Genomic DNA, 23,747 nt, shown 5'->3' on the forward strand with positions numbered 1-23,747 from the left:
TTTGTCCGGCGCCGCCTTCATGGCCGCAAGTGTTCTGGTTCGTGCCCACTCGTACACGAGAGGGGTGGGTACGGCCGGGGGAAGGACGGGGTGCCTGATCGGGCAGTGGGCTGTGCACCGCGCGGCGGACGACGACACGTTCCAGGTGATCGCGGGCCGGAGTCAGACTCAGCTTCGACCGCAGGTCAAGGAGGAGTGGATATGCCGTCGTATCTGTCCCCGGGCGTCTATGTCGAAGAATTGGAGGCCGGGGCACGACCGATCGAGGGAGTGGGGACCTCGGTCGCCGCGTTTCTCGGCTTCGCCCCGCAAGGGCCCCTGAACGAGCCGACGCTCGTCACCAACTGGAGCCAGTACGTGGGTGCCTTCGGCGACTTCGTCGAGGGGTCTTATCTGGCGTCGGCCGTGTACGGGTACTTCGCCAACGGGGGCGGGAACTGCTACGTCGTCCGCATCGGAGACAGCGGGAACGGCGGCGCGGGTGAACTGTCGAGCGGGTCCGCCGGCGGAACCGCGGGCGGTGCGTCCGCAGCCGAGGCGGTGCTCGGCGGCTTCCGGGTGCGGGCCCTGCCGGGCGTCACCGGTGAGATCACCGTCGAGGTCGCCGGCGCGGAGGGCGAGGCGCCGCCGAGCGAGGCGTTCAAGCTGGTGATCAAGGTGGACGGGGAGGAGAAGGAGAGCTACCCCTCGGTGTCCACCCGCCGTGGCAAGGACAACGTCGTCACCAAGGTCAAAGAGAAGTCGCAGATCATCGCCCTGGAGGAGGTCAGCCGGGCCGCTGCGTCGACAAAGCCCGACGCCGGTACGGTCGTGCTCGCGGCCAAGGCAGGCTCGGCCCCCGCTCCGGCCGGGTCCGGCGCGGTGGAGGTGTCGGCCGACAGCTACATCGGTGACGCGGACCAGCGGACGGGCTTCGGCGGGCTGGAGGCCATCGACGAGATCACGATGGTGTCCGTGCCCGACCTGATGAGCGCCCACCAGCGCGGGATCGTCGACGACGAGACCGTCATCGCGGTGCAGCAGGCCCTGATCGCGCACTGCGAGTTGATGGGCGACCGGGTCGCCATTCTGGACGCTCCCCCCGGGCTGTCGCCGCAGCAGATCAAGAACTGGCGGATGGACACGGCCGGCTTCGATTCGAAGTTCGCGACGCTCTACTACCCGTGGATCAAGGTTTTCGACCCGTCGGTCGGCCGTAACTCCTTTGTCCCGCCGAGCGGTCACATCGCCGGGGTATGGGCTCGCAACGACGAGTCGCGCGGTGTGCACAAGGCGCCGGCGAACGAGGTCCTGCGGGGCGCGGTCGGCCTCCAGACGCAGATCACCAAGGGCGAGCACGACCTGTTGAACCCGATCGGCGTCAACTGCGTCCGCTCCTTCCCGGGCCGCGGGATCCGGGTGTGGGGCGCCCGCACCCTGTCCTCCGACCCGGCCTGGCGTTACCTGAACGTACGTCGACTCTTCAACTACATCGAGGAGTCGATCCTGACGGGCACGCAGTGGGTCGTCTTCGAACCGAACGACGACGCCCTGTGGGCGCGTATCCGACGCACCATCTCGGCGTTCCTGGTCAACGAGTGGCGCAAGGGCGCGCTGTTCGGGCTGACCCCGGACGAGGCCTTCTACGTCAAGTGCGACCGGGAGACCAACCCCGCCGAGAGCATCGACGCCGGCCAGGTCATCTGCGAGGTCGGGGTCGCTCCGGTCAAGCCCGCGGAGTTCGTGGTGTTCCGGCTGGCGCAGCTGTCGGGCGGCACGGGATCGGTCGACGAGTAGCAGCACGGCAGGCGGGTGACGGCCCGACGGCAGTGGGCAGCCCGCGGATCGGTCCCGGGGCGGGGGAAGACCCGCCGCTCCACACACGAGATGACCCATGGAGGCTGGGATGGCACTCCCGGAACTCGACAGCTCGGTCGGCCACTCCTTCGGGCTGGAATTCGACGGCGTGGTGATCAAACAGATCACCGAGGTCAGCGGCTTGAAGATGGAACAGGACGTCATCGAGCTCAAGCAGAACACCACCGACGGAAAGTACGCCATCAAGAAGCTGCCGGGCCGCCCCAAGGCCGGCGAGGTCACCGTCACCCGCGGTCTGACCGAGGACAACAGCTTCGAGGCGTGGATCAAGTCGTCCCGGTTCGGGAAGATGGGCGACGCCCGCAAGAACGGCGCGATCATCGTGTACGACTACGAGGGCATGGCGATCAAGCGCTACCAGTTGATCAACTGCTGGCCCAAGTCGCTGGAGATCGGCACGCTCAAGGCGGGCGACACCTCGGTCCTCACCGAGAAGCTCTCGATCACGTACGAGAGCATGGACGTTGAGTGATGCGTAAGACGATGCCCTCTCAGGCGCGGCAGGCGGCACAGCCGCTCCCGGGCGTACCGGGGCAGGACCACTCCGGGGGACAGGGCGAGGGCGCGAGCGGTGCGGGGCGTGACACGCTCCGCACCGAGTTCGCCTTCGAACTGCCCCGGGGGTACGTGGACGAATCCGGCACGGTGCACCGGCACGGTGTGATGCGGCTGGCGACCGCCCGGGACGAGCTCATCCCGCTGCGGGACGACCGGGTGCGGGAGAACTCCGCCTACCTGTCGGTGGTCCTGGTCGCCCGGGTGATCACCCGGATCGGCACCATCGAGGACGTCCACGCGGGCATCGTGGAAGACCTGTTCGCCTCGGACCTCGCCTTCCTCCAGGACTTCTACCGGCGGATCAACGCGGAGGGCCACACCCGGGCCGCGGTCACCTGCCCTTCCTGCCAGGAACACTTCGCGGTGGACCTCGCCGGGGGCCGCCTGGGGGAATCGTGACGTACGCGGTCGAGCGTCTCTACGAGGAGATCGCGTACCTGGCCTATCACTTCCACTGGCCGCTCGAAGAGCTGCTCGATCTGGAACACCCCGAACGGCAGCGGTACGTCGAGCAGATCGCCCGTTTCAACGGGCGGTGAGAGGACACCGAGATGGGACTGCTGTCCTGGCTGACGAGGAGCGGTGAACGCTCGCGGGGCGCCACGGAGCCCGGGACGCGAGCGGGCGCCGACGCCGGGACGACGTCACCCGGACCGGACGCGGCGACGGACGCGCAGGTCACGGGCGGGTGGCGGTCGGCGCCACCCGTTCAACGGACCCTGAGCGCGCCCATGGGGCTGCTCACCGACCCCCGTGGGTTCGGTCAGCGGCTGGGTACCTGGCAGGACCCGACCGTCACCGGACCGCTCGGCCATCTCGTCAGCGCACAGGCGCCGTCCGGCGTCGGCCACGGGCTGGCGGAACTCTCCGTGCCGGTGCAGCGGACGAGCATATGGCCGCAGGCGCAGGCACAGGCACACGCGTCCGACGGATGGCGAGGCGCCCAGGATCCCGATCTCGCGCAGGTGTGGGCGGGCGAGACCGACGTGGCGTCAGCACCCGTCGCCTCAGGGACCGGGGACCGGCCCGGTGCCCCGCACGGCACGGCCGGCCCGGCGGGCCCGGTCGTCTCCCGGTCGGTGTCCCCGACCGGCGGCACGGCACACCACCCGGACCATGCGCCGACCCCGACCCCGACCCCGACCCTGGACCCGGACTGGGGCGCGGGCCGTGACTCGTCGGCCCCCGACGGCGTACGGGTGGCCGAACCGGCGCCGCTTCCCCAGACGCCACTCCAGCGGACGACCGTTCCCTTGACCCGCCCGGCGGCACGGGACACGGCACCGCTCGCTCCGCTGACCGTCATGCGCATGCGGTCACTCCCGGCAGCCCCCGCGGGCCCCGCACCCACCCGCCCCCTGAACGTCGCCGAGTCACCGGACGCACCGGCGTGGGAACTCGCGGCGGTCGCTCCGCCGCCCGTCCCGGACACGGACGCCGGCCCCCTGGCCCCGGCAGCCCCGGACGAGCCCGTCGCCGACCTGCTCGCCACGCCCGACACGCACGCGGGGCAGGGCGAGCAGAGCGCCGTCGTCCAGCGAACCGAAGCGTCGCTCACCGCCCCGCCGACGGTGTCACGGGACACGGGTTCGCTCCCGCTCGCCGCACCGCGCACCGGCCCGGCCGCCGACCAGGCACCGCAGGCCGCCCCCACCGCTCCGCTCATCGGTGGCATGGAGGGCGTCGGGCCTGCCGTACAGCCCGTCGTGCAGCGTGACGTCGCGGCCGCCCCGGCACGGCCACGTCATCGGGGTCTCGGCGAGCCGCTCGCCGCGCTGCCGCCCACGGCCCTGCCGTTGCCAGGCCCGGCGGCACCGCCGACCGGGTCCGCCGTGTTCCCTTCCGTCCCCTCCGACGTCTACGTCTCCCGAACCGCGGAGGTTCCTCAGACACCGGCGGCCCCTGACGACCCGGGCGTCCCGCACGCTCCGGAGCCGCCGACGGTGCTGGACCTCGTCGCCGGCCCGGCCGAGCCCGGAGTGTCGTCGTCCGAAGGCGAGGGCACCGCGCCGCTGCTCGGCGACACGCCACCGTTGACCACGGACCCGGTGGACCTCGGCACCGGGCTCTCGCAAGAGACGGCGACCGGCCCCGGCACCGAAACGGTGCAACTCGGTCCGGTACCCGCTCTGGGCACCGGCCCAGGCCCGAGTTCGGGTCCTGGCGCCGGCTTCGGCTCCGGATCGGGCACGGGACCAAGCTCGGGCTTCGGTTCCGGATCAAGCTCGGGCTTCGGCGCAGGTCCAGGCCCAGGGTTCGGCCCGGGCCCGGACGCCGTCTCCGGACCCGCCGCCGGTTCCGGTGGCGCTGCGGCTCCGGGGCCGGTCGCGGTACAGCGACTTGAGGTATCCGGCGGCTCGCCCCACGCAACCCCGTCGACCGATGCGACACCCCTGCCCGCGGAGGGCGACCGGGCACCGCTGCTCGGGGACGCCGAACCGCTCACCGTGAGCGACACGGTGGTGCCCGAGGCGCCGGGCCCCGGCGAGATGGTGACGTCCTCGTCGCCCATGCCGGTGCGACGGCTGGACGCCGTGGACGAGGCCACGCTTCCCGAGGCGGGGTTCGGCGCCGGCGCGCCGGCCCGGGGCGCGGGCCCCGTGTTCCCGCTGGTGGCGCAGCGGTCGCTGCCGCTCTTCACGGTGCCGGAATCGGCCCGGTCCGCCCAGCCGCCGGTCGCCTCCGAGCCGCCGGCCGCGGTCCCCGTCCGATGGGAGCGGGTCGGGGGCGGCGCGTCCGGCTCAAGGGCGAGCGGATCGGGAGGCCGTGCCTGGTCGGCCGACGTCGGAGCCGACGGCTTCGGCGAACCCGGCGACCCAGGTGATTACGGCGGCCCTCCCGGTGGGCGCACTGCGAGCGGCGGCGGGAGCGCGTACCCCGGCGTCGCATCCGGTGACATCGGTGACATCGGTGACATCGGTGGCTTCGTGCAGCGGTCTGCCGTCGGCACCGGTGTAGCGGCCCTGGCCGACAGCGCCCCGCCTGCCCGGTCCTACGGCGTGCCCGACCGCCCCGGTTTCCCCGGGCCCCCGGAATTCCCCGGCGGCCCAGGCGTCGGCGCCGTCCTCCCCGATGGCATCGGTCAGCCGTACACCCAGCCGTACACCCAGCCGTCCACCCGGGCGTTCCACGATCCCGGCGGCCTCGGCCCCGCCGTCCCGCTGCAGCGGCTGGCGACGGAGCGCGGCGGCGTCGATCCGTCGCCCGTACACCCCTCGGCCCCGACGGCGCCCCTGTCCCCGGCCCCCCGGGGACAGGCGCCGTCGGTCTCCACGCCGCCCGGCGACAGCGCGGGGGCCGCGGCGGTCGCCGCCGGGGTGGCCCGGTGGGCGTCGGACGGCTCCGTGGAGTTCATCGCGCCCGCCGTGCAACGCGCCGAGGACGGCCTGCCGGTCACCGAGCCGCCCGCCGACCCGCCGGCGCAGCCCGAGCCGGTCGATCCACCGGCGTCGACGGTCGGCGCCGACGGCGACTCCACCTCGGCCGCCGCCCCGGGGAAGTCCGGCGCGGCCGGCGCCCCCAAGGTCACGGACGAACTGGTCCGCGCCCTGCTCGCCCCCCTCAGCAGGCTGCTCAGGGCGGAGCTGCGCATCGAACGTGAACGCGCCGGGAGCTTGCTCAACACCCGGCACTGACAGAGACCCCGGTAAGCACGCGGTACCGACAGAACAGAAAGGCAGGGCATCGGATGTCCACGACCCAGGACCCGGCGGTCACCGTCTGCTTCGTCGTCACGATCGACGGGATCGAGCTGGGGTCGTTCAACACCTGTGAGGGGCTCGGCTGCGAGGTGGTGCTCGAAGCCCGCGAGGAGGGCGGGAACAACGGCCATGTCTGGCAGTTGCCGACGCGCCTGAAGTACCCCAACGTCAAGCTCTCCCGGCCGCTGACGAAGGACACCCAGAAGGTGGCCAAGTGGTTCGCCAGCATGACCACCGGGTTCGCCCGCAAGACCGCGCACATCGAGGCCCGTACCGGCGACGACATCATGGTCGCCCGCTGGGGGCTGCTGGAGGTGGTGCCGGTGCGCTGGACCGGGCCGTCGTTCAATCCCGAGTCGCCCAAGGTCGCCATGGAGACCATCGAGATCGCGCACCACGGGTACACGATGGAGCCCGGAGCATGAGCGGGCCCGTGGCGTTCAGCGCGGCAGGCGGCGCCAAGTCGGCGGCGGCCGGGGGCGGCAACGCGCGGCCCAAGCTGGAGCACGCCTACCTCGAACTGCGCACCCCGCCCTCGGGCGGCAGTCTCACGCCCGGTGGACCCTGCGGCCGGATCGACTTCCAGTTCAATCCCAAGGAGCTCAGCCTGGGCAAGTCGGCCTCCTGGAAACGCACTCCCGCCAAGGGCGCCAAGAGCGCGGGCCCGCCGGAGTACCAGGGGCCGCAGCCCAGCAAGCTCACCGTCGAGATGTTCTTCGACGCGAGCGACACCCAGGACACCAGAGTCGTCAAGGCCGTCGAGAGCCTGTTCGCCTGTTGCGTGCCGACCAACGAGACCCGGCAGGCGCAGCGGTCGTCGCCGCCCTGGGTGGTCTTCCACTGGGGCGGCATCACCGGCTTCCCCGGCTACGTCAGCCAGGTCCAGGTCAAGTACACGCTGTTCACCACGTCCGGGGTGCCGATCCGCGCGGTGTGCCAGGTGACGATGGAGGAGATCAGCGGAGAGACGGCCGGCCAGAACCCGACCTCGGGGGCGCTCTCCGCCCGCCGGGTCCACCGCATCCGCGCCGGCGACACGCTGCAGGGCCTCGCCTGGGCCGAGTACGGCGACGCGGCGGCCTGGCGGGCCATCGCCGAGGCCAACGGCATCGACGATCCGATGCGACTGGCCGAGGGGCGGGAACTGCTGCTCCCCTCGGCCGACGAACTGGACACGGTGCCGGGCGGGGCGGCGGAGCCCGTCGCGTACGGGTCCGCGGCGACCGGCGGCCGGAAGGACTTCTGATGGCCAATGACACCGTCGCCAAGATCCTGGTCGTGGAGATCGGCGGGACCAAGCTCCCCGCCGACCTCATCAACACCCTGGTGGACGGCTACGTCGACGACAGCCGCACCCTGCCCGACACGTTCGTCCTGCGGTTCCGCGACCCCAGCCGGGTGCTGCTCGACAAGGGCGGTATCAAGATCGGCTCCGAGGCGCGGCTGCTGGTCGCGTCCGGTGCGGGAGGCTCGCCGAAACCGCTGCTCAAGGGTGAGGTGACCGCACTGGAGCTGGACTTCGACGAGACCGGGACATACACCGTGGTCCGCGGTATGGACAAGGCGCACCGGCTCTTCCGGGGCCGTCGGGTCGCCGCCTACCAGAACATGACCGTCGCGGACATCTGCCGCCGCGTCGCCCAGCGCGCCGGGCTCGGGACGGGGACGATCGACATCTCCGGACCGGTCCTCGAACACGTCGCCCAGGCCAACGTCTCCGACTGGGAGTTCGTCCGCGACCTGGCCGAGGACGCCGGAGCACAGGTCTATGTGATCGACGGCGCCCTGCATGTCACCAGGGCCACCGAGGCGGCCGATGCGCCCGGCGCCTCGGCCCGCGCCGACCGTGACCCGCTCGTGCTGGAACTCGGGAAGAACCTGGTGCGCTGCCGCGCCGGGGTGACCGCAGCCGACCAGGTCTCCCAGGTCCAGGTGCGCGGCTGGGACACCAAGACCAAGCGCGCCCTGGTCGCCACTGCGGATGCGGGCAAGGCGGACACCGTCCAACTGGGCATCAGCCCGGCGGACGCGGCGCGCCCCTTCGGGAAGGCCGACTACCTCGTCACCGACAACACCTACGGCGCGCAGGCCCGCGTCGAGCAGGTCGCCAAGGCGCTGGCGCAGCGGATCGCCGGGTCGTTCGCCGAGATGGAGGCGGTCATCCAGGGCAATCCCGATGTCCGGGCCGGCGGCGCGGTCGCGCTGTCCGGGGTCGGCGCCCCGTTCGAGGGCCGGTACACCGTCACCGCCTCCCGGCACTACTTCGACGCACAGCGCGGCTACGAGACCTGGGTGACCGTCTCGGGCCAGCAGGAACGCTCCCTGTCGGCGCTGGCCGGCGGCGCCGCGGGCCGGGGAGGCCGGCTCCCCGAGATGGACGGCGTCGTCATCGGTCTGGTCTGCGACACCAAGGACCCGGACAAACTCAGCCGCGTCAAGGTCAAGTTCCCCTGGCTGTCCGAGGAGTACGTCAGCGACTGGGCCCGGTGCGCGCAGACCTCCGGAGGCGGCGGCAAGGACGGCAAGGGAACCTCCGCGTTCGCCCCGGAGGTGAACGACGAGGTGCTGGTCGGGTTCGAGCAGGGCCGGCTCGACCGCCCGTACGTGCTCGGCTGCCTCTTCAACGGGCAGGACAAACCGTCCACGGCGAGCGGCGAGCTGATCGACGGGACCAGCGGCGCCGTCAACCGGCGGTCGTTCTCGTCCCGCAGCGGCAACCAGCTCGAACTGCTCGACAACGCCTCCGGACCGCAGGGCGTACGGATGGTCACCGGCGACGGCAAGCTCACCATCGACCTCGACCGCAAGGGCACCAAGATCATCGTGCACAGCGACGGCACGGTGGAGATCGACGCCAAGGACAAGGTCACCGTCAAGGCGGGCAACGGCGCACTGATGGACGCGGGCAACGGCACCCTCGAACTGACCGGCAAGTCGGTGAAGGTGACCGCCCAGACAGGCGTCCAGGTGGACGGCGGCAGCGGCCAGGTCGGGCTCAAGACGAGCGGGGGAGTGGAGGTGAAGGGCAGCCAGGTCGCCGTCAACGGCACCTCGCGCACGGAGATCAAGGGCGGAGCGACCTGCACGATCAACGCGGGCCTGGTCCGGATCAACTGACCCGCCACCAGCCCCGACATGACGAAGTGACGACGAGAAGGAGCCACCTCCATGCCACCCGCCGCTCGCGTCGGCGACCCCACCGGCCACCCGGGGACGGTCGGCCCGCCCGGCGCGCCCACCGTCCTCATCGGGGGCATGCCCGCCGCCACCGTCGGCACCACCCACGCCTGCGCCTTCCCGCCGCCCGCCGTGCATCCCCCGTCCGTGATCATTCCGCCGGGGTGTCCCACGGTCCTGATCAACGGCAAGCCCGCCGCCCGGATCGGTGACACCGCAGCCTGCGGGGCGCCGATCATCGCGGGCTGCCCGACCGTCCTGATCGGCGGGTGAGCGGCTGATGGGACAGCAGTTCGTCGGCGCGGGCTGGGCGTTCCCGCCGCGCACCGACGCCACCGGAAGCATCGCCCTGGTGCGCGGCGAGCGGGAGATCGAGGAATCGATCCGGCTCGTGCTCGCCACCTCCCCGGGGGAGCGCCCCATGCGGCCGGAGTTCGGCTGCGCCATCCACGACTACGTGTTCGCCCCCGCCGACGCCGGCACCGCGGGCCAGGTCGCCTACGAGATCCGGCTCGCCCTGGACCGCTGGGAGCCGCGGATCGAGGTCGTGGGCATCGACGTCCGGTTCGACGCGGTGGAGGACGGCGTGCTGTACATCGACATCAGCTACTCCGTGCGTGGCACGAACGACCCCCGCAACCTCGTGTTCCCGTTCTATGTGATCCCCGCACACGAGGAAGGAACGGGCCCGTGACGCTGCCCAGCCCCCATCTCGACGACCGGAAGTTCCAGGGACTCGTCGACGAGGCCAAGCGATTCGTCCAGCAGCGTTGCCCCGAGTGGAGCGACCACAACGTCTCCGATCCGGGCGTGACCCTGATCGAGGCGTTCGCCACGATGGTCGACCAGCTCCTCTACCGCCTCAACCGGGTGCCGGAGAAGAACTACCTGGCCTTTCTCGATCTGATCGGCGTCCGGCTGCACCCGCCCACCGCCGCCCGCACGGACGTCGCGTTCTGGCTCTCCGCGCCGCAGCCCGAGACCGTCCGGGTCAGGGCCGGCACCGAGGTCGCCACCGTGCGCACCGAGACCGAGGAGGCGGTGGTGTTCACCACCGTCCACGATCTGCCGATCGTGCCGTGCGGGCTGGCCAGGCTGGCGACCGTCCCCGCCGGCGGCGGGGCCGAGGACCGCACCCAGGAACTCGCCCTCGGCCGTGCCGTGCCCTGCTTCGACGACGAGCCCGTCCCCGGCGACGCCCTCTACGTCGGCCTCAGCAACCCCGTCCCGGCCGGGGTCGTCGTGCTGCGACTGGACTGCCGGGTCGACGGCGTCGGCGTCGACCCGCGCCGCCCGCCGCTGCGCTGGGAGGCGTGGGACGGCGCGGCCTGGGCGCGCTGCGACGTCGAGGAGGACACGACCGGCGGCTTCAACCGCCCCGGCCAGGTGGTGCTGCATCTGCCGGCCGGCCACGCGGAATCCACGATCGCGCGTCAGCCCGCGGGGTGGGTGCGCTGCCGGCTGGTCTCCGCCGAGCCGGACCAGCCCACCTATCTGCAGTCGCCGACCATCCGCGAGGCCGAGGCCTTCACCATCGGCGCGACCGTGGAGGCCGTGCACGCCGAAACGGTGACGGACGAGGTCCTGGGCCTGTCCGAGGGCGTGCCCGGCCAGTCCTTCCACGTCTCCCGGCCACCCGTCGTCCCGGGCGACGAGCCGTTCGTCGTGGAGGTGGCGGACGGCTCGGACTGGTCGCAGTGGCACCGCGTCGACGACTTCGCCCACTCGGGACCCGGCGACCGGCATCTGACGCTGGACCCGAACTCCGGCCGGATCGACTTCGGCCCGGCCGTTCGCGAGCCGGACGGGACGATCCGCTACTACGGCGCGGTCCCGGCCAAGGGCGCCCCGGTGCGGATCCGCGCCTACCGGACCGGAGGCGGCAGCGCGGGCAACGTCGCCACGGGGACGCTGCGGGTGCTGCGCACCTCGCTGCCGTTCGTCGCGCGGGCCGAGAACCGGCGGGCCGCCGTCGGCGGGGTCGACGGGGAGAGCGTGGAGAGCGCCAAGGTCCGCGGCCCCATGACGCTGAGCACCCTGTACCGGGCGGTCGTCCCGCGCGACTACGAGGTGCTGGCCCGGGAGGTCGCCCCGGACGCGGCGCGCGTCGCCTGCGTACCCGCGGGGGAGGGCGAGGAGGGCGGCGTGCGGCTGCTGCTGGTGCCGGCCGTGCGCAGCGACGAACAGGGACGGCTGCGCTTCGACGACCTGGTGCCGCCCCGGGAGACCCTGCGGGGCCTCGCCGACTACCTGGACGAGCGCCGGACCATCGGCACCCGGCTGGTGGTCGAGCCGCCCTACTACCAGGGTGTCACCGTCGTGGCGTCCGTCCTGGCGTCCCGCGGTGCGGCTGCCGACCCGGTCCGCACCGCCGCGCTGGCCGCCCTGTACGGGTATTTCAACCCGATCACCGGAGGACCGAGCGGGCAGGGCTGGCCGTTCGGGCGGCCGATCCACGCCGGAGAGGTGTACGCCGTCCTCCAACGGGTGCCGGGCGTCGACCTCGTCGAGGACGTCAGGCTCTTCCCGGCCGACCCGCTGACCGGGCAGCGCGCCGACCCGGTCACCAAGATCGTGCTCGACCCGCACGCCCTCGTCTTTTCCTACGAGCACCAACTCCGAATGCGGGAGGCCTGAATGCGCGGAACAGTCGAGGGACTGCCCACGCCTCATCCACTCATCTACCAGCTCCCCGCCGTGTACCTGGGAGAGGACTTCATCCAGCGGTTCCTGGCGGCGCTGGACGACGTACTGGCGCCGGTGCTGCTGACCATCGACAACCTCCCCGCCCATCTCGACCCGCGCACCGCCCCGGAGGACTTCCTGGCGTGGATGGGCGATTGGGTGGCCACGGGCCCGGCCGACGGACAGTCGGCCGGACAGCGCCGGGGCGCGGTCCTCGGGGCGGTGGAACGGCACCGCAGGCGGGGTACGGGAGGCGGACTCGCCGAAGCCGTACGGGTGGAGTTCGGCACGGAGGCGGAGATCGAGGAGACGGGCGGAACGTCGTGGTCCGAGACGGCGGGCAGCCCCCTGCCCGGACCGGCCGGGGCTCCGCCGCGGGTCACCGTACGGGTCCGGGTGGCCGACCCGGACGCGGCGGGCGCGGAGCGGCTGCGCCGGCTGGTGGCCGGTGAGGTGCCGGCGCACGTCGGATACCACACGGAACTGCTGCCCCTCGCGGACGCGTCATGAGCGGCGCCGACGGGCTGGTCTGCCCGGACTGCGGCCACCACAACGCGCCGGGCACGGCGTTCTGCGCGTCCTGCAACGCCTTCCTGGACTGGGAGCAGAGCGGCGCCGGCGCCGCGAACGGCGGCCAGGGCACGGGAACGGCGCCCCACGCGGCCGTCGCGGGGCCCGCCGCCTCCGGCCCGGCGGCGTCGGCACCCGTGGCGCCGGGCACCGTGACACCGGACGCGTCCGTTTCCGGGCCGTCCGTCCAGGGAGCAGCGGCCGCCGGTCCCGTGCCGGAGCCGGCGACCGCCCGGACCGCTCCCCTCCCGCCCCGGCCGGAGACCTCGGCGCCCGCACCGACGCAGCCCCGGACCCAGCCGCCCGGATCCACGTCGGCGCAGGCTGTCCCGCATCCCGCCGTCCCGCCCGTCCCCGCCGCGCCGACCGGCCCGGTCCGGCCCCGGACACCGGCGGAACCCGGGACCTCCGGCACCGTGCGGCGGCCCGGTGAGCGGGCGGCGGACCCGGACGACCTGCCCGCGTCACCGGCGGAGGACACCGCCGTGACCGTGCCCCGCCCCCGGACCCCGGTCCACGACCTGGTCTGTCAGGCATGCGCACACGCCAACCCCCGTACCCGCACCCTGTGTCTGCGCTGCGGCGCCGTTCTCTCCGCGCCCGTGGTGGCGGAGGAGCGGCTCTCGTGGTGGGCGCGACTGCTGCGACGGATCCGCCGCCGCCCGCCGCGTCGGCTCGCGGCCGGGCAGCGCCCCCCGGCCCGGGCATGGCGCCGGCCGAGCCTCGCGATCCCGCTCACGCTGGTCCTCCTGCTCGGCGGCGGCTACCTCGCCCGGCCCCACCTGGGCAGCCTCATCGACACACTCCGGAACCGGACGGCCAAACCCACCCCCGTCAACCCGAAGTTCGCGGAGGCGTCCAGTCACCTCCAGGACCATGGGCCGAACCTGGCCTTCGACGGGGCGAGCAACACCTACTGGGCGCCGGCGTCGGCCGGCGCGGGTGCGGGTGAGGATCTGGAGGCGCGCTTCGAACAGCCCGTCACGCTCCAGAAACTCATCATCCACATCGGGGTCTCGATCAACAAGGACGAGTTCCTCAAGCAGGCCAGGCCGTCCGTCCTCGACGTCGAGCTGGGCGAAGCGGACGGCACCGTCGAGAAGAAGCAGCTCAAGCTGGAGGACAAGCCGGGGCCGCAGACGCTGGACCTCAAGGGGAAGAACGTCAGCTCGGTGCGGTTCATCATCCGGTCCAGTTTCGGGGTCGAGGGGAGGGCGCGGCACTCGGCGATCCTGGAGGTCGAGTTCTTCGGTCGGCGATGACATCGGCCCCGGACGCCCGGCGCCAGGGTGTTCCTCCCCGCCGACGGCGTCCGGTCGGCGACGTGCTCCGGAGCAGGCGGCCCGGCGGCCGCGCGCCCCGGCGCCCGCCGCTACACCGGATGGGAGAGCCCGCCGGACGGTGGGATCCCCAGGGAGGCCAGCATGGCCGAGTAGCCGCTGCGGGCCCGCGCACTGTCGGCCGCGAGCCCGGCGGCGTCGCAGGCCCGGATCAGCACCCGCCATGCGGCGTCGCGGTGCCCGTCGACCTCGAGGCAGCGTTCGGCCGCCTCCACCGCCTCCACGGGCCGGCCCTGGGAGAGCCGTATCTCGGCCAGCGCCACGGCCGCGTTGGCCGCTTCCCGGCGCAGCCGTTCCCGGTCGGCGGCCACCCACTCGGCCTGCCCGTCCTCGGGCAGCAGCTCGCCCGCGTAGTGGTCCAGAGCGATGCGGAACGCGTCCGCCGCCTCCTCCTGCCGCTTCTGCGCCCGGGCTCGTCGGCCCTCGCGCACCGCACGCTCGAACGACGCGACGTCGCTCACATCACCGGGCGCCAGCACCAGCCGGTAGGAGTCGCCCTGCCGTGCGATGAGCCGCGAACCGCCCCTGGGACGTTCCGGTTCCAGGAAGGAACGCAGACTGGAGACCGTCACCTGGAGGTTGTGCAGCGTGGACGGTGTCGTCACTCCGTCCCAGAACGCGACCACCAGATGGTCACGGTGGACCGCCTGGCCTGCGCGAACCGCGAGGAGCCGCAGTACCGCCTGTGCCCTGGGGCGCAGCTTCGCCCAGTCGTGCTCGCGCCCGGCCAGGGTGAACTCGAAGCCACCGAGGCAACGCACCGTCAGGACCGGTGCCGGCCGTGCTCCGAGGCCGCGTCCGGACGTGGCGGCGTGCTGTCCGACGGCCTTGGTCCGGCCCGCCGCCGCTGCGCCGTCCCCGACCGGGCCGGCGGGGGCCGCGAGCGCGGTGAGCCAGGAGCGCAGCCCGGACTCCGGCAGCCCCGCGGACCGGGCCGTCGACCAGGCGGCCTCCTGCAACTCGGCCCGGTTCGCCGCATCGGGCGCGGCCAGCGCCATCGCGCCCATGGCCAGTGCACGTGCCCCCGGTACCCCCGCCGACCGGGCGAACGCCTCCGCCTGCGCGGCGCGCTGCCCCGCGTCCGGCAGGTCGTTCGCGACCTCCACGACGGCGAGGGCGGCCCGGCCCCACGCCTCCAGCGTGCCCCAGCCCAGTGCCCGGAACCGGCGCACGACCTCCTCCAACTCGCCGATGCCGGGGCGCCCCGTCCGTACCGAGCGCAGGCACCCGGCCAGTGCGGCGAGCGCCGCCCCCTCGGCGTCGCCGAGCCGGGTGCACTCGTCCAGCACGACGACCGGCTGCCCGGCGTCCTCGGGGTGCGGTCCCAGGCCCAGCAGGCACCGGGCGGCCCGGCTCAGCCACGGCAGGTCCAGCCGTTCGGCGTCGTAGGCGATCCGCTGGAGTTCCGGGTAGGGGACCGGACTGGCCGGGCCCCCGGCGAGCACGGTCAGCGCCACCCGGACCAACTGCCCGGACAGCGCGACCAGGGCGTCGTCCGTCGCCTCCGCCAACGCCCGGCGCACGGTGGGCCCGGCCGTCCTGTCGCCGGTCAGGGCGGCGGCGATGCCCTGGACGAGGAGGGCGGCGGAGCTGCCGGGACCGTCCTCGGCGACGTGCCCGACAGAGCGGTCGAGGTAGGTGTCCGGGGCGCCCGCGACGACGATGCGCAGCGGGCCGGGCCAGTCGGCGGACCCGGGGCGGCGGCGCACCGCCGAAGGCGGCGGGTCCTGATGATCGTCGGCGGCGGCGCAGGCGGCGGCCCGGGCGCGCAGCCGTGTCAGTTCGACGTCGGTCGACATGCCCGTGAGCCGCGCGCGCAGACACTCGCGGAGCAGGGGCTCGGCGACGTACGTCCGTCCGTCCGGGTCGGCGCGCAGGACCCCGTGCTCGTGGGCCAGGGACCACAGCATCTCGGCGCTGTCGGCCCGGCCGGTGAGCGCTCGGCAGGTGTCGGCGGTGAGCCGGCTCAGCAGGGAGGTCTCCGTCAGGAACCGTCCGAGACGGTCGGGGAGCGGGGCGAGCACCTCCCGCTCCAGGTATTCGCGGCCGAACATCCCGTCGGCCAGGATCTGTTCCTGTCCCGTGTCGGGGCGGGCCGCCACGGCTCTGGCGAACAGCCTCAGCGTCGCGGCCCTGCCGCCGGTGGCCCGGACCAGGGGCAGCGCGATTCCGGGGCGCAGCGCAGTGTCGTACAGATGCGGGAACAGGTGCTCGACCTCCCAGGAGCGGAACCGCAGCGCGTCGGCGTTGACCACCGTCGCGCTCGACGCTTCCAGCGCGGCCACCGACAACCCGGCGGCGGGGCGTGTACCGATCAGCACCCGTGGGTGCGGCGGGGCCAGCTGGCCGAGCCGGACCACGAGCGCCCGCGCGGCCGCCGACAGCAGGTGCATGTCATCAATGACGACGAGTCGCCCGACGGCTCCACTGTCCCTGACATCGCGCCGCCGCGGCGTCTGCTGAGCCGCGCCGGGCGGCCCCGCGGAGCCCGCCAGCGCGTCAGCCGGGTACCCGAGCGTGGTCAGCAACTCCCGCTGGTCGGCGTCGGGCCGGGCCTGGTACCACGTCACCGGGCCCGGATGCGCCCTGGCCGCCTGCGCCAACAGCGCGGTCTTGCCGAAGCCGGGCGGCGCGACCACCAAGCCCAACGAGCAGTGGGCGAACTGCTCGGTCAGGCGGCCCCGTGACATGGCCTCAGAGGCCGGTATGCGGAATGCGGTCCACTGCTGAGCCGGTAAAAGACTCGTCATACGCCTCATCTCCGTGGTTCCCGGACGCTCTGGCAGATGTGTCCCATTTCGACTGTTTCTTCTTTTGTGCTGTTTTTTGGTACTGAAAAGCCGTGCAGGTTATGGGGCGTGGGACTTGAGTGGCCGTGGTGTGTCATTTTCGTGCTTTTCCCTCATCCGACGCGCCCGGAAACGGCAGATCGCAAAGAGAGTGTCGTTTCGGGCCTGAGGGACGTTCGACAACCACTATGTCGGCATCTCGTTCCGGCCGGCTTCCGGCGTCGTGCTACCGGCATCCGCCAGGTTGGTCCTTGGCCCACCACAGGAAGGCGGCGGAGTGCTGCTGGTTGGCGAAACCCTCGCCGACGAGGGCATGGAGGAGGTCGTTGCTCCACAGGATGAGCCGCCCGAGGGTCCAGTTCACCGACTCCGGCGCGGGCAGCTCCAGTCCGTAGACCATCCGCGCGATCTCGCGCTTTCCGCCGGCCTCCGTCGTGTATTTGAGGATCGACAGGAACCGCTCGGGCTGCACGACGCAGAGCACCCTCGTGAGGAGCGCCTCCTTGAAACCGGTCATGGCGAACGGTTTCGTGCCGGCCAGCAAGTGCTGAAGCCGGTCTTCGAGCGGCACGTCGGCCGGGCCGTGCAGGAGGTACTCGATCGTCTTGCGGGTCTCCTCCCCGGCCGCGGCGTCGCCCATGGCGTTCCACGCCGAGTTGAACGTGGCCTGGTTGCCGGGGCGGGCCCCGACCTCGGAGTTGGCGAAGTCCTTGAGGACCCTGGGGTCGCACGTCCGCAACCCGTCGGGGGAGAAGATCTCCTGGTACTTCGCCCAGTAGGCCGCGACCCGCGGATCGACGCCCGGCTTGGCGGCGAGATACCGCGCCTTGAGCCGGGTCACGCGCTCCAGCACCTCGGGCTCGACGTCCTCGGGCTTCGGGAAACGGGCCTTGAGGTCGTCGAAGGAATAGGACGCCTTCTTCTTCGGGGGAGTGGGCTCCCCGTGGTCCCACTCGTACCCACACCTGTGTCTGACGGTCCGCCGTCCGCCCTCCAGGGCACGGACCAACTCGACGTCCTCGTCGTCGCTGCACAACGGACACATGACCAATGCCATGGCCACCCCCCCTCCATGACGGTGCTCGCGTCCCACCGTGAGCCCGTGCGCTGATCCACCGAGCATGGAACGCTACGCCCGACCTGGCGTCGACGCGATAGCCCGGCGCCCGCCAGGGTGCGGGATCCGGCGAGGCGGGACGGGCGCGGCCGGACTCGTCAGGGCGTGCCGGTGAGGTTGCCCATCACCTGGTACATCTGCTGAGAGGTCAGCGGGCCGGTCGGGAGCGGGTGGGCGGCTTCGGTGCGCAGGCCGTCGAGCATGAAGGCGACGCTGCGGCGCCAGGCGTCGGGGGCGGTGTCCTTGGCCGCGCGGGCCAGCAGGGCATTGGTGCCGAAGATGAACAGCAGGTCCTCGCGGGTGAAGTCGGGGCGCAGGGCGCCGGCCTGCTGGGCGCGCTCGATGATGCGCGCGGTCGAGGCGTAGGAGCGTGCGCAGACGGTCATCAGGCGTTCGGCGCCCGGGTAGCGGCCGGCGACCACGTCACCGATCGCGGGGTCGGTGGCCTGCAGCTCGCAGAGCGTCTCGATGTAGTACGCGAATCCCTCCCAGGCGTCTTCCCGCGCCAGGGCCTGCTCGGCGGCCTCGTCGAGGCGGGCCGCCGCCAGGTCGGCCACCACCTCGTCGATGAGCGCCTCGCGGGTGCCGAAGAGGTTGTAGAGGGTGCCGTGGCTCACGCCGGCCCGGCGGGCGATCTCCTTGAGGGGCGCCTGGAGGCCACGTTCACGGAAGAGCTCGGCGGCTGCTGTGCGCAGCTTCTCCGCGTTGCGTTGCGCGTCGGCCCGCATCCGGCGTTCCTCCTGGTCGTGTGTCCGGACTCCATGGTCCCATTCCCCCGCCCAGTCAACTTGACCCATGGGTCAAGTTTCATGTTACCGTCGCAGTGAAGTTGACCCCTGGGTCAAGATGCCTCTGTTGCAAGGAGCCGTCCCATGTCCAAAGTGATCGCCGTCTTCGGTGCCGGTACCGGCCTCGGGGTGTCCGTCGCCCGCCGTTTCGGTCGCGAGGGCTTCCGTGTCGCCCTGGTCGCCCGCCGCAAGGACCGGCTGGACGCGCTGGTCGCGCAGCTGGCCGAGGAGAACATCGAGGCCGCACCCTTCCCCGCCGACCTGTCCGACCCCACCGCGGTCCCCGCCCTCGTCGGCGCCATCCGCGACCGCTTCGGCCGGATCGACGTCGTCGAGTACGCCCCGATCGGCGGCGACCAGGCCTTCACGCCGGCCGCCGAACTGGACGCGGCCACCCTGGAGCCGCTGTCCCGGCTGTTCCTGTTCACCCCGGTGGAGGTGTTCCACGCGGTGCTGCCGGAGATGGTCGAACGCGGTGACGGCGCCGTCCTGATGGGCACCGGCTACTCGGCCGTCCAGCCGATGCCCCACGCCAGCGGCCTCGGCCCGGTGATGGCCGCCGCCCGCAACTACCTCTACTCCCTCAACGCCGAACTGGCCGACACCGGCGTCTACGCCGGCACCCTCTCCGTCGCCGCCCTGATCGCCCGCAGCGCCGCCGCCGAGGCCGTCGAGGCCCAGACAGGCGCCCCGGTCGGGACCGAGCCCATCACGATGCCCAACGGTTTCGAGCTCCCCGTCGCAGACCCGGACGACCTCGCCGAGGCCTACTGGGACCTGTACACCAAGCGCGACCGCGTCGAGCAGATCCACCCGGAGCCGGTTGCTCCGCAGGCCGGCGCCGCCGCGTAACGCCCGGGCGCCGCTCACCTCGCCTCTCAGACGATTGGACTCCTGATGCTCGACCCCCTTCTCCAGCCTCTCCGCAACGGCACGGCGGGACAGCCCGTCGAGACCGTGCCCGACGAGACCCTGTCCGACGGACCGGCCGACGCGGCCGAAGGCCATCCGGACACGAAAGAGGTCAACTTCCCCCTCATGAACCTCGGTTCGGACGACGCGGCCCTCTGCACGGACGGGGTGTGCGTCCTGTGAGCACACCGCCCGACACGCTGCGCATGGACATCTGGTCCGACGTCGTCTGCCCGTGGTGCTACATCGGCAAGCGGCGCCTCGAGACGGCGCTCGACCGCTTCGAACACGGTACGGAGGTCGAACTGCACTGGCACAGCTTCCAGCTCGACCCCGCCCACCCCAAGGGCCACCGCCGGCCCGTGTTCGAGACGCTCGCGCAGAAGACCGGAGCCCCGCTCGCCCGGATAGGGGCGATGACCCGACAGGTCGGCGAACTCGCCGCCGCCGAAGGGCTGACGTACGACCTGGAGCGGGCGGTATCGGTCAACACGATCGACGCCCACCGCCTCAGCCACCTGGCCGCCGCCCACGGGCTGGGCGACCGGATGCACGAGCGGCTCCTGCGCGCCCATCTGTGCGAGGGCGCGATCGTCGACGACCCCGACACGCTCGTACGGCTCGGCGCCGAGGTGGGCGTCCCCGAGGACGAGACCCGGCGGATGCTGACCGGCGACGAGTACGCGGACGCCGTACAGGCCGACTTCCGCGAGGCGCGCGGATACGGTGCCACGGGCGTGCCGTTCTTCGTCGTCAACCGGGCCTACGCTCTCTCCGGCGCCCAGTCGGCCGACACCTTCCTCTCCGCCCTGCGCTCCGCCCACGCGGACACCGCCCGGGCGACCCGCTGAGCGGCGATCCGTCGCTTCGGGACCGCTCGCCGCAGGGGTCCGGCTTGCGGCGGGGTTTCCGGCCCGTACTGTCAGGCTAGGCGTGGCCATGCCAAGATGGTGGGCCCGGGCGCGGTGTGAGCACTGGTGCGGGGGTTGACCTCGGACAGGCAGCCGGAGGTGGCAGTTTGGCACGTCGCCCCAGTCGGGATGATCCGCGTCACGCCGGCCGGGACGAACCGCACGGCGAGCCGCAGCCGCGGCAGACGCCGTCGTACGACTCCCCGTCCCACCCCACGCCCGTGCCCGCGCCCTCGCCCGGCTTCCGGCCCCACCGGGTGCCCTCGTCCGACCCGCCGCCTCGTCCGGCGCCGTCGTACGCCCCCCGTCCCGCCCCCGACTTCGTCGGCCGGGAGACCGAACTCCTCGCCGTGTGCGAGGCGTTGGGAAACGGGCCGGCGCTCGTCGTGCTGGAGGGCGAGGCCGGTATCGGGAAGACGCGGCTCGTGCGGGAGGCGGTCGCCCGGGCGGTCGGGCGCGAGGCGGTGATCGCCACCTGCCCGCCGCTGCCCGAACCGTTCACCCTGGGCGCGGTCGTCGACGGCATCCGCCGCCGCGTCCCCTCCCCACCCGCCGGGCTGGAACTGAGCCCGCTGGCCGGGGCGTTACGGCCGCTGTTCCCCGACTGGGCCGACCGGTTGCCGCCGCCGCTGGACGTGCTCGACGATCCCCACGAGACCAGGCACCGGATCCTCAGCGCACTCACCGAGCTGCTGGGCCGACTGGACATCGGCGTGCTGGTCGTCGAGGACGCCCACTGGGCCGACACCGCGACCTTGGAATGGCTGCTCACCCTCACCGCCGCCGGACGGCCCGACCTGTCGATCGTGGTCTCCTTCCGCCCGGACGAGGTGCCGCACGGTTCGCTCCTGACCCGGCTGACCTCCCGGGTGCCCTCGGACGTCACGCTCGTACGGCTGACACTCGGGCCGCTGGACCTGCCGGACACCCGTGAGCTGGTCGCGTCCATGTTCGACACCTCGACGGTGTCCGCGGAGTTCGTGACCTTCCTGCACCGGCACACCGACGGCATCCCGCTCGCCGTGGAGGAGTGCGTCCTCCTGCTGCGGGACCGCAGGGACATCGTCCACCGCGACGGCGCCTGGATCCGCCGGGTGCTGACCGAGTTACAGGTCCCGGCGACCCTGCGGGACTCGGTGCTGGAGCGGGTGGAACGGCTCGACGCCCCGGCGCGCACAGTGCTGGAGGCCGCCGCCGTGCTGGACGCGCCGTCCGAGGAGGCACTGCTCAGCGCGGTCGCGGACCTGGAGCCCGAGGCAGGCCGGGGCGGGCTGGCGGCCGCGCTCGGGTCGGGACTGCTGCGGGAGCACACACCCGGTGCGTACGCCTACCGGCACGCCCTGGACTGCCTGGCCGTGCGCGGCGCGATCCCCGCGCCGGACCGGCGCCGACTGCACGGCAGGGCTGTGGCGAGCCTGCGCGGGCTGCGGCCCGAGCCCGTCGCACGGCTGTCCTGGCACTGCCGTGAGGCGGGCGACGTCGCGGGGTGGTGCCGGTACGGGGAGGCCGGCGCCGACGTGGCGCTGGAGTCCGGGGACGACCGTGCCGCGGTCGTGACCCTGCTGGGCCTGCTCAATGCGGCGGACCTCGCGACGGCGGACCGGTCGCGCCTCGCCCGCAAGATGGGCGGCGCGGCCGTCTTCGGCGCGCGCGACGTCAGCGATCTCGCGCGGGCCGTCCTGGACGCCGTACGAAAGGTCCTGTCGTACGAGGATCTGCCGCGTCAGGAGCGCGGTGAGATCAAGCTGCTGCTCGGCCGGCTGCTGCGGGACGCCGGTCAGGAGTCCGCGGCGTTCGACGAGATCGAGGACGGTGTCGCCCACCTGGAGGACCGGCCCGACCTGGCCGCGACGGCGATGTCCGTGCTGGCGATGCCGTTGGTGCCGCAATGGCCGGCGGCACGGCACCGCAGGTGGCTCGCGCGGGCGACGGAGCTGCTGCCGAGGATCGAGTCGTCGTCCGACCGGCTCCGGGTGCTGACGAACCGTGCCTCGGCCCTGCTCCTGCTCGGCGAGGAGGAGGGCTGGCGGGCGGCCGACGAGATCCAGCGGGCCGCGGCCGACGCGCCCCCGGCCGAGCGCAGACTGCTCGCCCGGTTCCTGTTCAACGCCGGGCAGACGGCGATCGTCTGGGGTGACTATGCCGGGGCCCGGTCCCGGCTGACGGCCGCGGTGGAACTCGTGGAGTCCATCGGGTACCGGCGGCTGCTGAGCGTCGTCCGGGTCCCGTTCGCCTATCTGGACTGGTGCACCGGAGAGTGGGCGGGCCTGGACGAGACCGTCGCCGCGCTGGCCGCCGACCGGGACGTCAACCCCTACGGCTCGCGGCTGGCCCGGCAGATCCAGGCAGTGCTGGCACTCGCCGGGGGCGGCGGCGCGGCGGCCCGGCGCGGGTTGCGGAAGGTCGTCGACGAACTCGCCGAGGGCGGCCTGTGCGAGCCGGAGGCCGGGCTCTCGGCGGCGGCACTCGCCCGGTCGCACCTGGCCGACGGCGACTGGGTCACGGCCCTCGAAGTCACCGGCCGCGTACTGGAGTTGATCGAACGCAAGGACGTCTGGCTGTGGGCCACCGACATCCTCCCGGCCCACCTCGACGCCCTGGCCGGAGCCGGCCGGATCGACCGGGCCGAAGAGCTGTTGCGACGGTACGCCGACGGGATCGAGGGGCGGAACGCGCCGGCGGCCGCCGCCGCGCTGTCGTTCGGCCGCGCGATCCTGGCCGAGGCCCACAGCGAACCGGCCCTGGCCGCCGAGGCGTTCGCGACGGCGGCCTCGGCGTGGGCCGCCCTGCCGCGCCCGTACGACGAGTTGCTGGCACTCGAACGGCGGGGCCGCTGTCTGCTCCGGCACGGCGACACCGGGCAGGCGCTCGCGCAGCTCGCCGCCGTGCAGGAGCGGCTGTGGACGCTGGGTGCGCGCACGGACGCGGACCGGGTCGCCCAACTGCTGCGCGGGCACGGGGTGGAGGTGGCCCGTGCCTGGCGCAGGGGGCCGCGCGGCTACGGCCCACGGCTCTCCCCACGGGAACAGCAGGTCGTGGCCCTGGTTGCGCAGGGGATGACCAACAGGGAGGCGGCGCAGACATTGTTCGTCTCCCCGAAGACCGTGGCTACTCAACTCAGCGCCGCCATGCGCAAGTTGGGGGTGTCGTCGCGGGCGGCCGTGGTCCGGGCCGCCGTCGAGACCGGCGTACTGCCGCTGGAGTCCGGGGACTCGGCACCCCACGGCTAATTATTCGGTCACCTGCCTGATCGCCGTACGGCCGGTCGCGTACGAGGCTGGTGTGCCATGCGAGTCGACCCGCAGGAGCCACCGCACGCCGAGGAACAGAGCGAGCAGCATG

The 23,747-nt window shown here is 72.9% G+C and carries 20 protein-coding genes; 17 read left to right on the plus strand and 3 right to left on the minus strand.

Annotation, left to right across the window (positions count from 1 at the left end):
- The first annotated feature begins 201 nt into the window (after window positions 1-201).
- From ABZ725_RS07865 to ABZ725_RS07925, 13 genes are all read left to right on the plus strand, one after another.
- Window positions 202-1,776, plus strand: coding sequence for a phage tail sheath subtilisin-like domain-containing protein (locus ABZ725_RS07865; protein WP_358801854.1), 1,575 nt, complete (start codon window positions 202-204; stop codon window positions 1,774-1,776).
- Between the two features lie 109 nt (window positions 1,777-1,885).
- Window positions 1,886-2,329, plus strand: coding sequence for a phage tail protein (locus tag ABZ725_RS07870; RefSeq protein WP_351917954.1), 444 nt, complete (start codon window positions 1,886-1,888; stop codon window positions 2,327-2,329).
- On the plus strand, window positions 2,329-2,814 hold the full coding sequence (locus ABZ725_RS07875) for a hypothetical protein (protein WP_351917956.1): 486 nt from the start codon (window positions 2,329-2,331) through the stop codon (window positions 2,812-2,814). Before ABZ725_RS07870 ends, ABZ725_RS07875 begins: the two co-directional genes overlap by 1 nt.
- Window positions 2,811-2,954 carry a DUF6760 family protein gene (locus tag ABZ725_RS07880; protein WP_351917958.1) on the plus strand — a complete coding sequence of 48 codons (144 nt, stop codon included), beginning with the start codon at window positions 2,811-2,813 and terminating at the stop codon, window positions 2,952-2,954. Before ABZ725_RS07875 ends, ABZ725_RS07880 begins: the two co-directional genes overlap by 4 nt.
- 12 nt (window positions 2,955-2,966) lie before the next feature.
- Entirely contained in the window at window positions 2,967-6,050 is a 3,084-nt protein-coding gene (locus ABZ725_RS07885; RefSeq protein ID WP_358801855.1) for a hypothetical protein, read from the plus strand.
- A gap of 53 nt (window positions 6,051-6,103) precedes the next feature.
- A complete protein-coding gene (locus ABZ725_RS07890; RefSeq protein ID WP_351917962.1) occupies window positions 6,104-6,541 on the plus strand; it encodes a phage tail protein in 438 nt (145 codons plus the stop codon).
- Window positions 6,538-7,362 carry a peptidase M23 gene (locus tag ABZ725_RS07895; RefSeq protein WP_358801856.1) on the plus strand — a complete coding sequence of 275 codons (825 nt, stop codon included), beginning with the start codon at window positions 6,538-6,540 and terminating at the stop codon, window positions 7,360-7,362. The genes ABZ725_RS07890 and ABZ725_RS07895 overlap by 4 nt, the downstream gene beginning before the upstream one ends.
- On the plus strand, window positions 7,362-9,233 hold the full coding sequence (locus tag ABZ725_RS07900; RefSeq protein ID WP_358801857.1) for a VgrG-related protein: 1,872 nt from the start codon (window positions 7,362-7,364) through the stop codon (window positions 9,231-9,233). Before ABZ725_RS07895 ends, ABZ725_RS07900 begins: the two co-directional genes overlap by 1 nt.
- 51 nt (window positions 9,234-9,284) lie before the next feature.
- Window positions 9,285-9,566, plus strand: coding sequence for a PAAR domain-containing protein (locus tag ABZ725_RS07905; RefSeq protein ID WP_351917968.1), 282 nt, complete (start codon window positions 9,285-9,287; stop codon window positions 9,564-9,566).
- A gap of 7 nt (window positions 9,567-9,573) precedes the next feature.
- On the plus strand, window positions 9,574-9,987 hold the full coding sequence (locus ABZ725_RS07910; protein WP_351917970.1) for a GPW/gp25 family protein: 414 nt from the start codon (window positions 9,574-9,576) through the stop codon (window positions 9,985-9,987).
- A complete protein-coding gene (locus tag ABZ725_RS07915; protein WP_358801858.1) occupies window positions 9,984-11,930 on the plus strand; it encodes a putative baseplate assembly protein in 1,947 nt (648 codons plus the stop codon). The genes ABZ725_RS07910 and ABZ725_RS07915 overlap by 4 nt, the downstream gene beginning before the upstream one ends.
- The gene (locus tag ABZ725_RS07920; protein ID WP_358801859.1) at window positions 11,931-12,488 is read left to right on the plus strand and encodes a phage tail protein; all 558 of its coding nucleotides are present in this window, start codon (window positions 11,931-11,933) and stop codon (window positions 12,486-12,488) included. It begins immediately after the preceding gene.
- Window positions 12,485-13,810 carry a hypothetical protein gene (locus tag ABZ725_RS07925; RefSeq protein WP_358801860.1) on the plus strand — a complete coding sequence of 442 codons (1,326 nt, stop codon included), beginning with the start codon at window positions 12,485-12,487 and terminating at the stop codon, window positions 13,808-13,810. The genes ABZ725_RS07920 and ABZ725_RS07925 overlap by 4 nt, the downstream gene beginning before the upstream one ends.
- Window positions 13,811-13,920: 110 nt before the next feature.
- On the opposite strand, the gene ABZ725_RS07930 is transcribed toward ABZ725_RS07925, so the two are convergent.
- The 3 genes from ABZ725_RS07930 to ABZ725_RS07940 all read right to left on the minus strand — a co-directional run bounded on the left by ABZ725_RS07930 (window position 13,921) and on the right by ABZ725_RS07940 (window position 18,591).
- On the minus strand, window positions 13,921-16,578 hold the full coding sequence (locus ABZ725_RS07930) for a BTAD domain-containing putative transcriptional regulator (RefSeq protein ID WP_358801861.1): 2,658 nt from the start codon (window positions 16,576-16,578) through the stop codon (window positions 13,921-13,923).
- A gap of 325 nt (window positions 16,579-16,903) precedes the next feature.
- Complete coding sequence (locus tag ABZ725_RS07935) at window positions 16,904-17,734, minus strand: hypothetical protein (RefSeq protein ID WP_358801862.1); 831 nt, start codon at window positions 17,732-17,734, stop codon at window positions 16,904-16,906.
- Window positions 17,735-17,892: 158 nt separating this feature from the next.
- A complete protein-coding gene (locus ABZ725_RS07940) occupies window positions 17,893-18,591 on the minus strand; it encodes a helix-turn-helix domain-containing protein (RefSeq protein WP_358801863.1) in 699 nt (232 codons plus the stop codon).
- A gap of 75 nt (window positions 18,592-18,666) precedes the next feature.
- Here ABZ725_RS07940 and ABZ725_RS07945 point away from each other — a divergent pair, with 75 nt between their 5' ends.
- The 4 genes from ABZ725_RS07945 (at window position 18,667) to ABZ725_RS07960 (ending at window position 23,635) form a co-directional block, all read left to right on the plus strand.
- On the plus strand, window positions 18,667-19,434 hold the full coding sequence (locus ABZ725_RS07945) for an SDR family NAD(P)-dependent oxidoreductase (protein ID WP_358801864.1): 768 nt from the start codon (window positions 18,667-18,669) through the stop codon (window positions 19,432-19,434).
- 45 nt (window positions 19,435-19,479) lie between these two features.
- Entirely contained in the window at window positions 19,480-19,677 is a 198-nt protein-coding gene (locus ABZ725_RS07950; RefSeq protein WP_358801865.1) for a hypothetical protein, read from the plus strand.
- Entirely contained in the window at window positions 19,674-20,345 is a 672-nt protein-coding gene (locus tag ABZ725_RS07955) for a DsbA family oxidoreductase (RefSeq protein WP_358801866.1), read from the plus strand. The genes ABZ725_RS07950 and ABZ725_RS07955 overlap by 4 nt, the downstream gene beginning before the upstream one ends.
- 167 nt (window positions 20,346-20,512) lie before the next feature.
- Window positions 20,513-23,635, plus strand: coding sequence for a LuxR C-terminal-related transcriptional regulator (locus ABZ725_RS07960; RefSeq protein ID WP_358801867.1), 3,123 nt, complete (start codon window positions 20,513-20,515; stop codon window positions 23,633-23,635).
- The last annotated feature ends 112 nt before the right edge of the window (window positions 23,636-23,747 follow it).

This window comes from Streptomyces sp. NPDC006872 (assembly GCF_040635845.1).
Classification (GTDB): Bacteria; Actinomycetota; Actinomycetes; order Streptomycetales; family Streptomycetaceae; genus Streptomyces.

Coding starts and splice junctions, on each gene's coding strand:
- ABZ725_RS07865 (WP_358801854.1), top strand. CDS start 202: ATGCCGTCGTATCTGTCCCCGGGCGTCTATGTCGAAGAATTGGAGGCC.
- ABZ725_RS07870 (WP_351917954.1), top strand. CDS start 1,886: ATGGCACTCCCGGAACTCGACAGCTCGGTCGGCCACTCCTTCGGGCTG.
- ABZ725_RS07875 (WP_351917956.1), top strand. CDS start 2,329: ATGCGTAAGACGATGCCCTCTCAGGCGCGGCAGGCGGCACAGCCGCTC.
- ABZ725_RS07885 (WP_358801855.1), top strand. CDS start 2,967: ATGGGACTGCTGTCCTGGCTGACGAGGAGCGGTGAACGCTCGCGGGGC.
- ABZ725_RS07890 (WP_351917962.1), top strand. CDS start 6,104: ATGTCCACGACCCAGGACCCGGCGGTCACCGTCTGCTTCGTCGTCACG.
- ABZ725_RS07895 (WP_358801856.1), top strand. CDS start 6,538: ATGAGCGGGCCCGTGGCGTTCAGCGCGGCAGGCGGCGCCAAGTCGGCG.
- ABZ725_RS07900 (WP_358801857.1), top strand. CDS start 7,362: ATGGCCAATGACACCGTCGCCAAGATCCTGGTCGTGGAGATCGGCGGG.
- ABZ725_RS07905 (WP_351917968.1), top strand. CDS start 9,285: ATGCCACCCGCCGCTCGCGTCGGCGACCCCACCGGCCACCCGGGGACG.
- ABZ725_RS07910 (WP_351917970.1), top strand. CDS start 9,574: ATGGGACAGCAGTTCGTCGGCGCGGGCTGGGCGTTCCCGCCGCGCACC.
- ABZ725_RS07920 (WP_358801859.1), top strand. CDS start 11,931: ATGCGCGGAACAGTCGAGGGACTGCCCACGCCTCATCCACTCATCTAC.
- ABZ725_RS07925 (WP_358801860.1), top strand. CDS start 12,485: ATGAGCGGCGCCGACGGGCTGGTCTGCCCGGACTGCGGCCACCACAAC.
- ABZ725_RS07930 (WP_358801861.1), bottom strand. CDS start 16,578: ATGTCACGGGGCCGCCTGACCGAGCAGTTCGCCCACTGCTCGTTGGGC.
- ABZ725_RS07935 (WP_358801862.1), bottom strand. CDS start 17,734: ATGGCATTGGTCATGTGTCCGTTGTGCAGCGACGACGAGGACGTCGAG.
- ABZ725_RS07940 (WP_358801863.1), bottom strand. CDS start 18,591: ATGGGTCAAGTTGACTGGGCGGGGGAATGGGACCATGGAGTCCGGACA.
- ABZ725_RS07945 (WP_358801864.1), top strand. CDS start 18,667: ATGTCCAAAGTGATCGCCGTCTTCGGTGCCGGTACCGGCCTCGGGGTG.
- ABZ725_RS07950 (WP_358801865.1), top strand. CDS start 19,480: ATGCTCGACCCCCTTCTCCAGCCTCTCCGCAACGGCACGGCGGGACAG.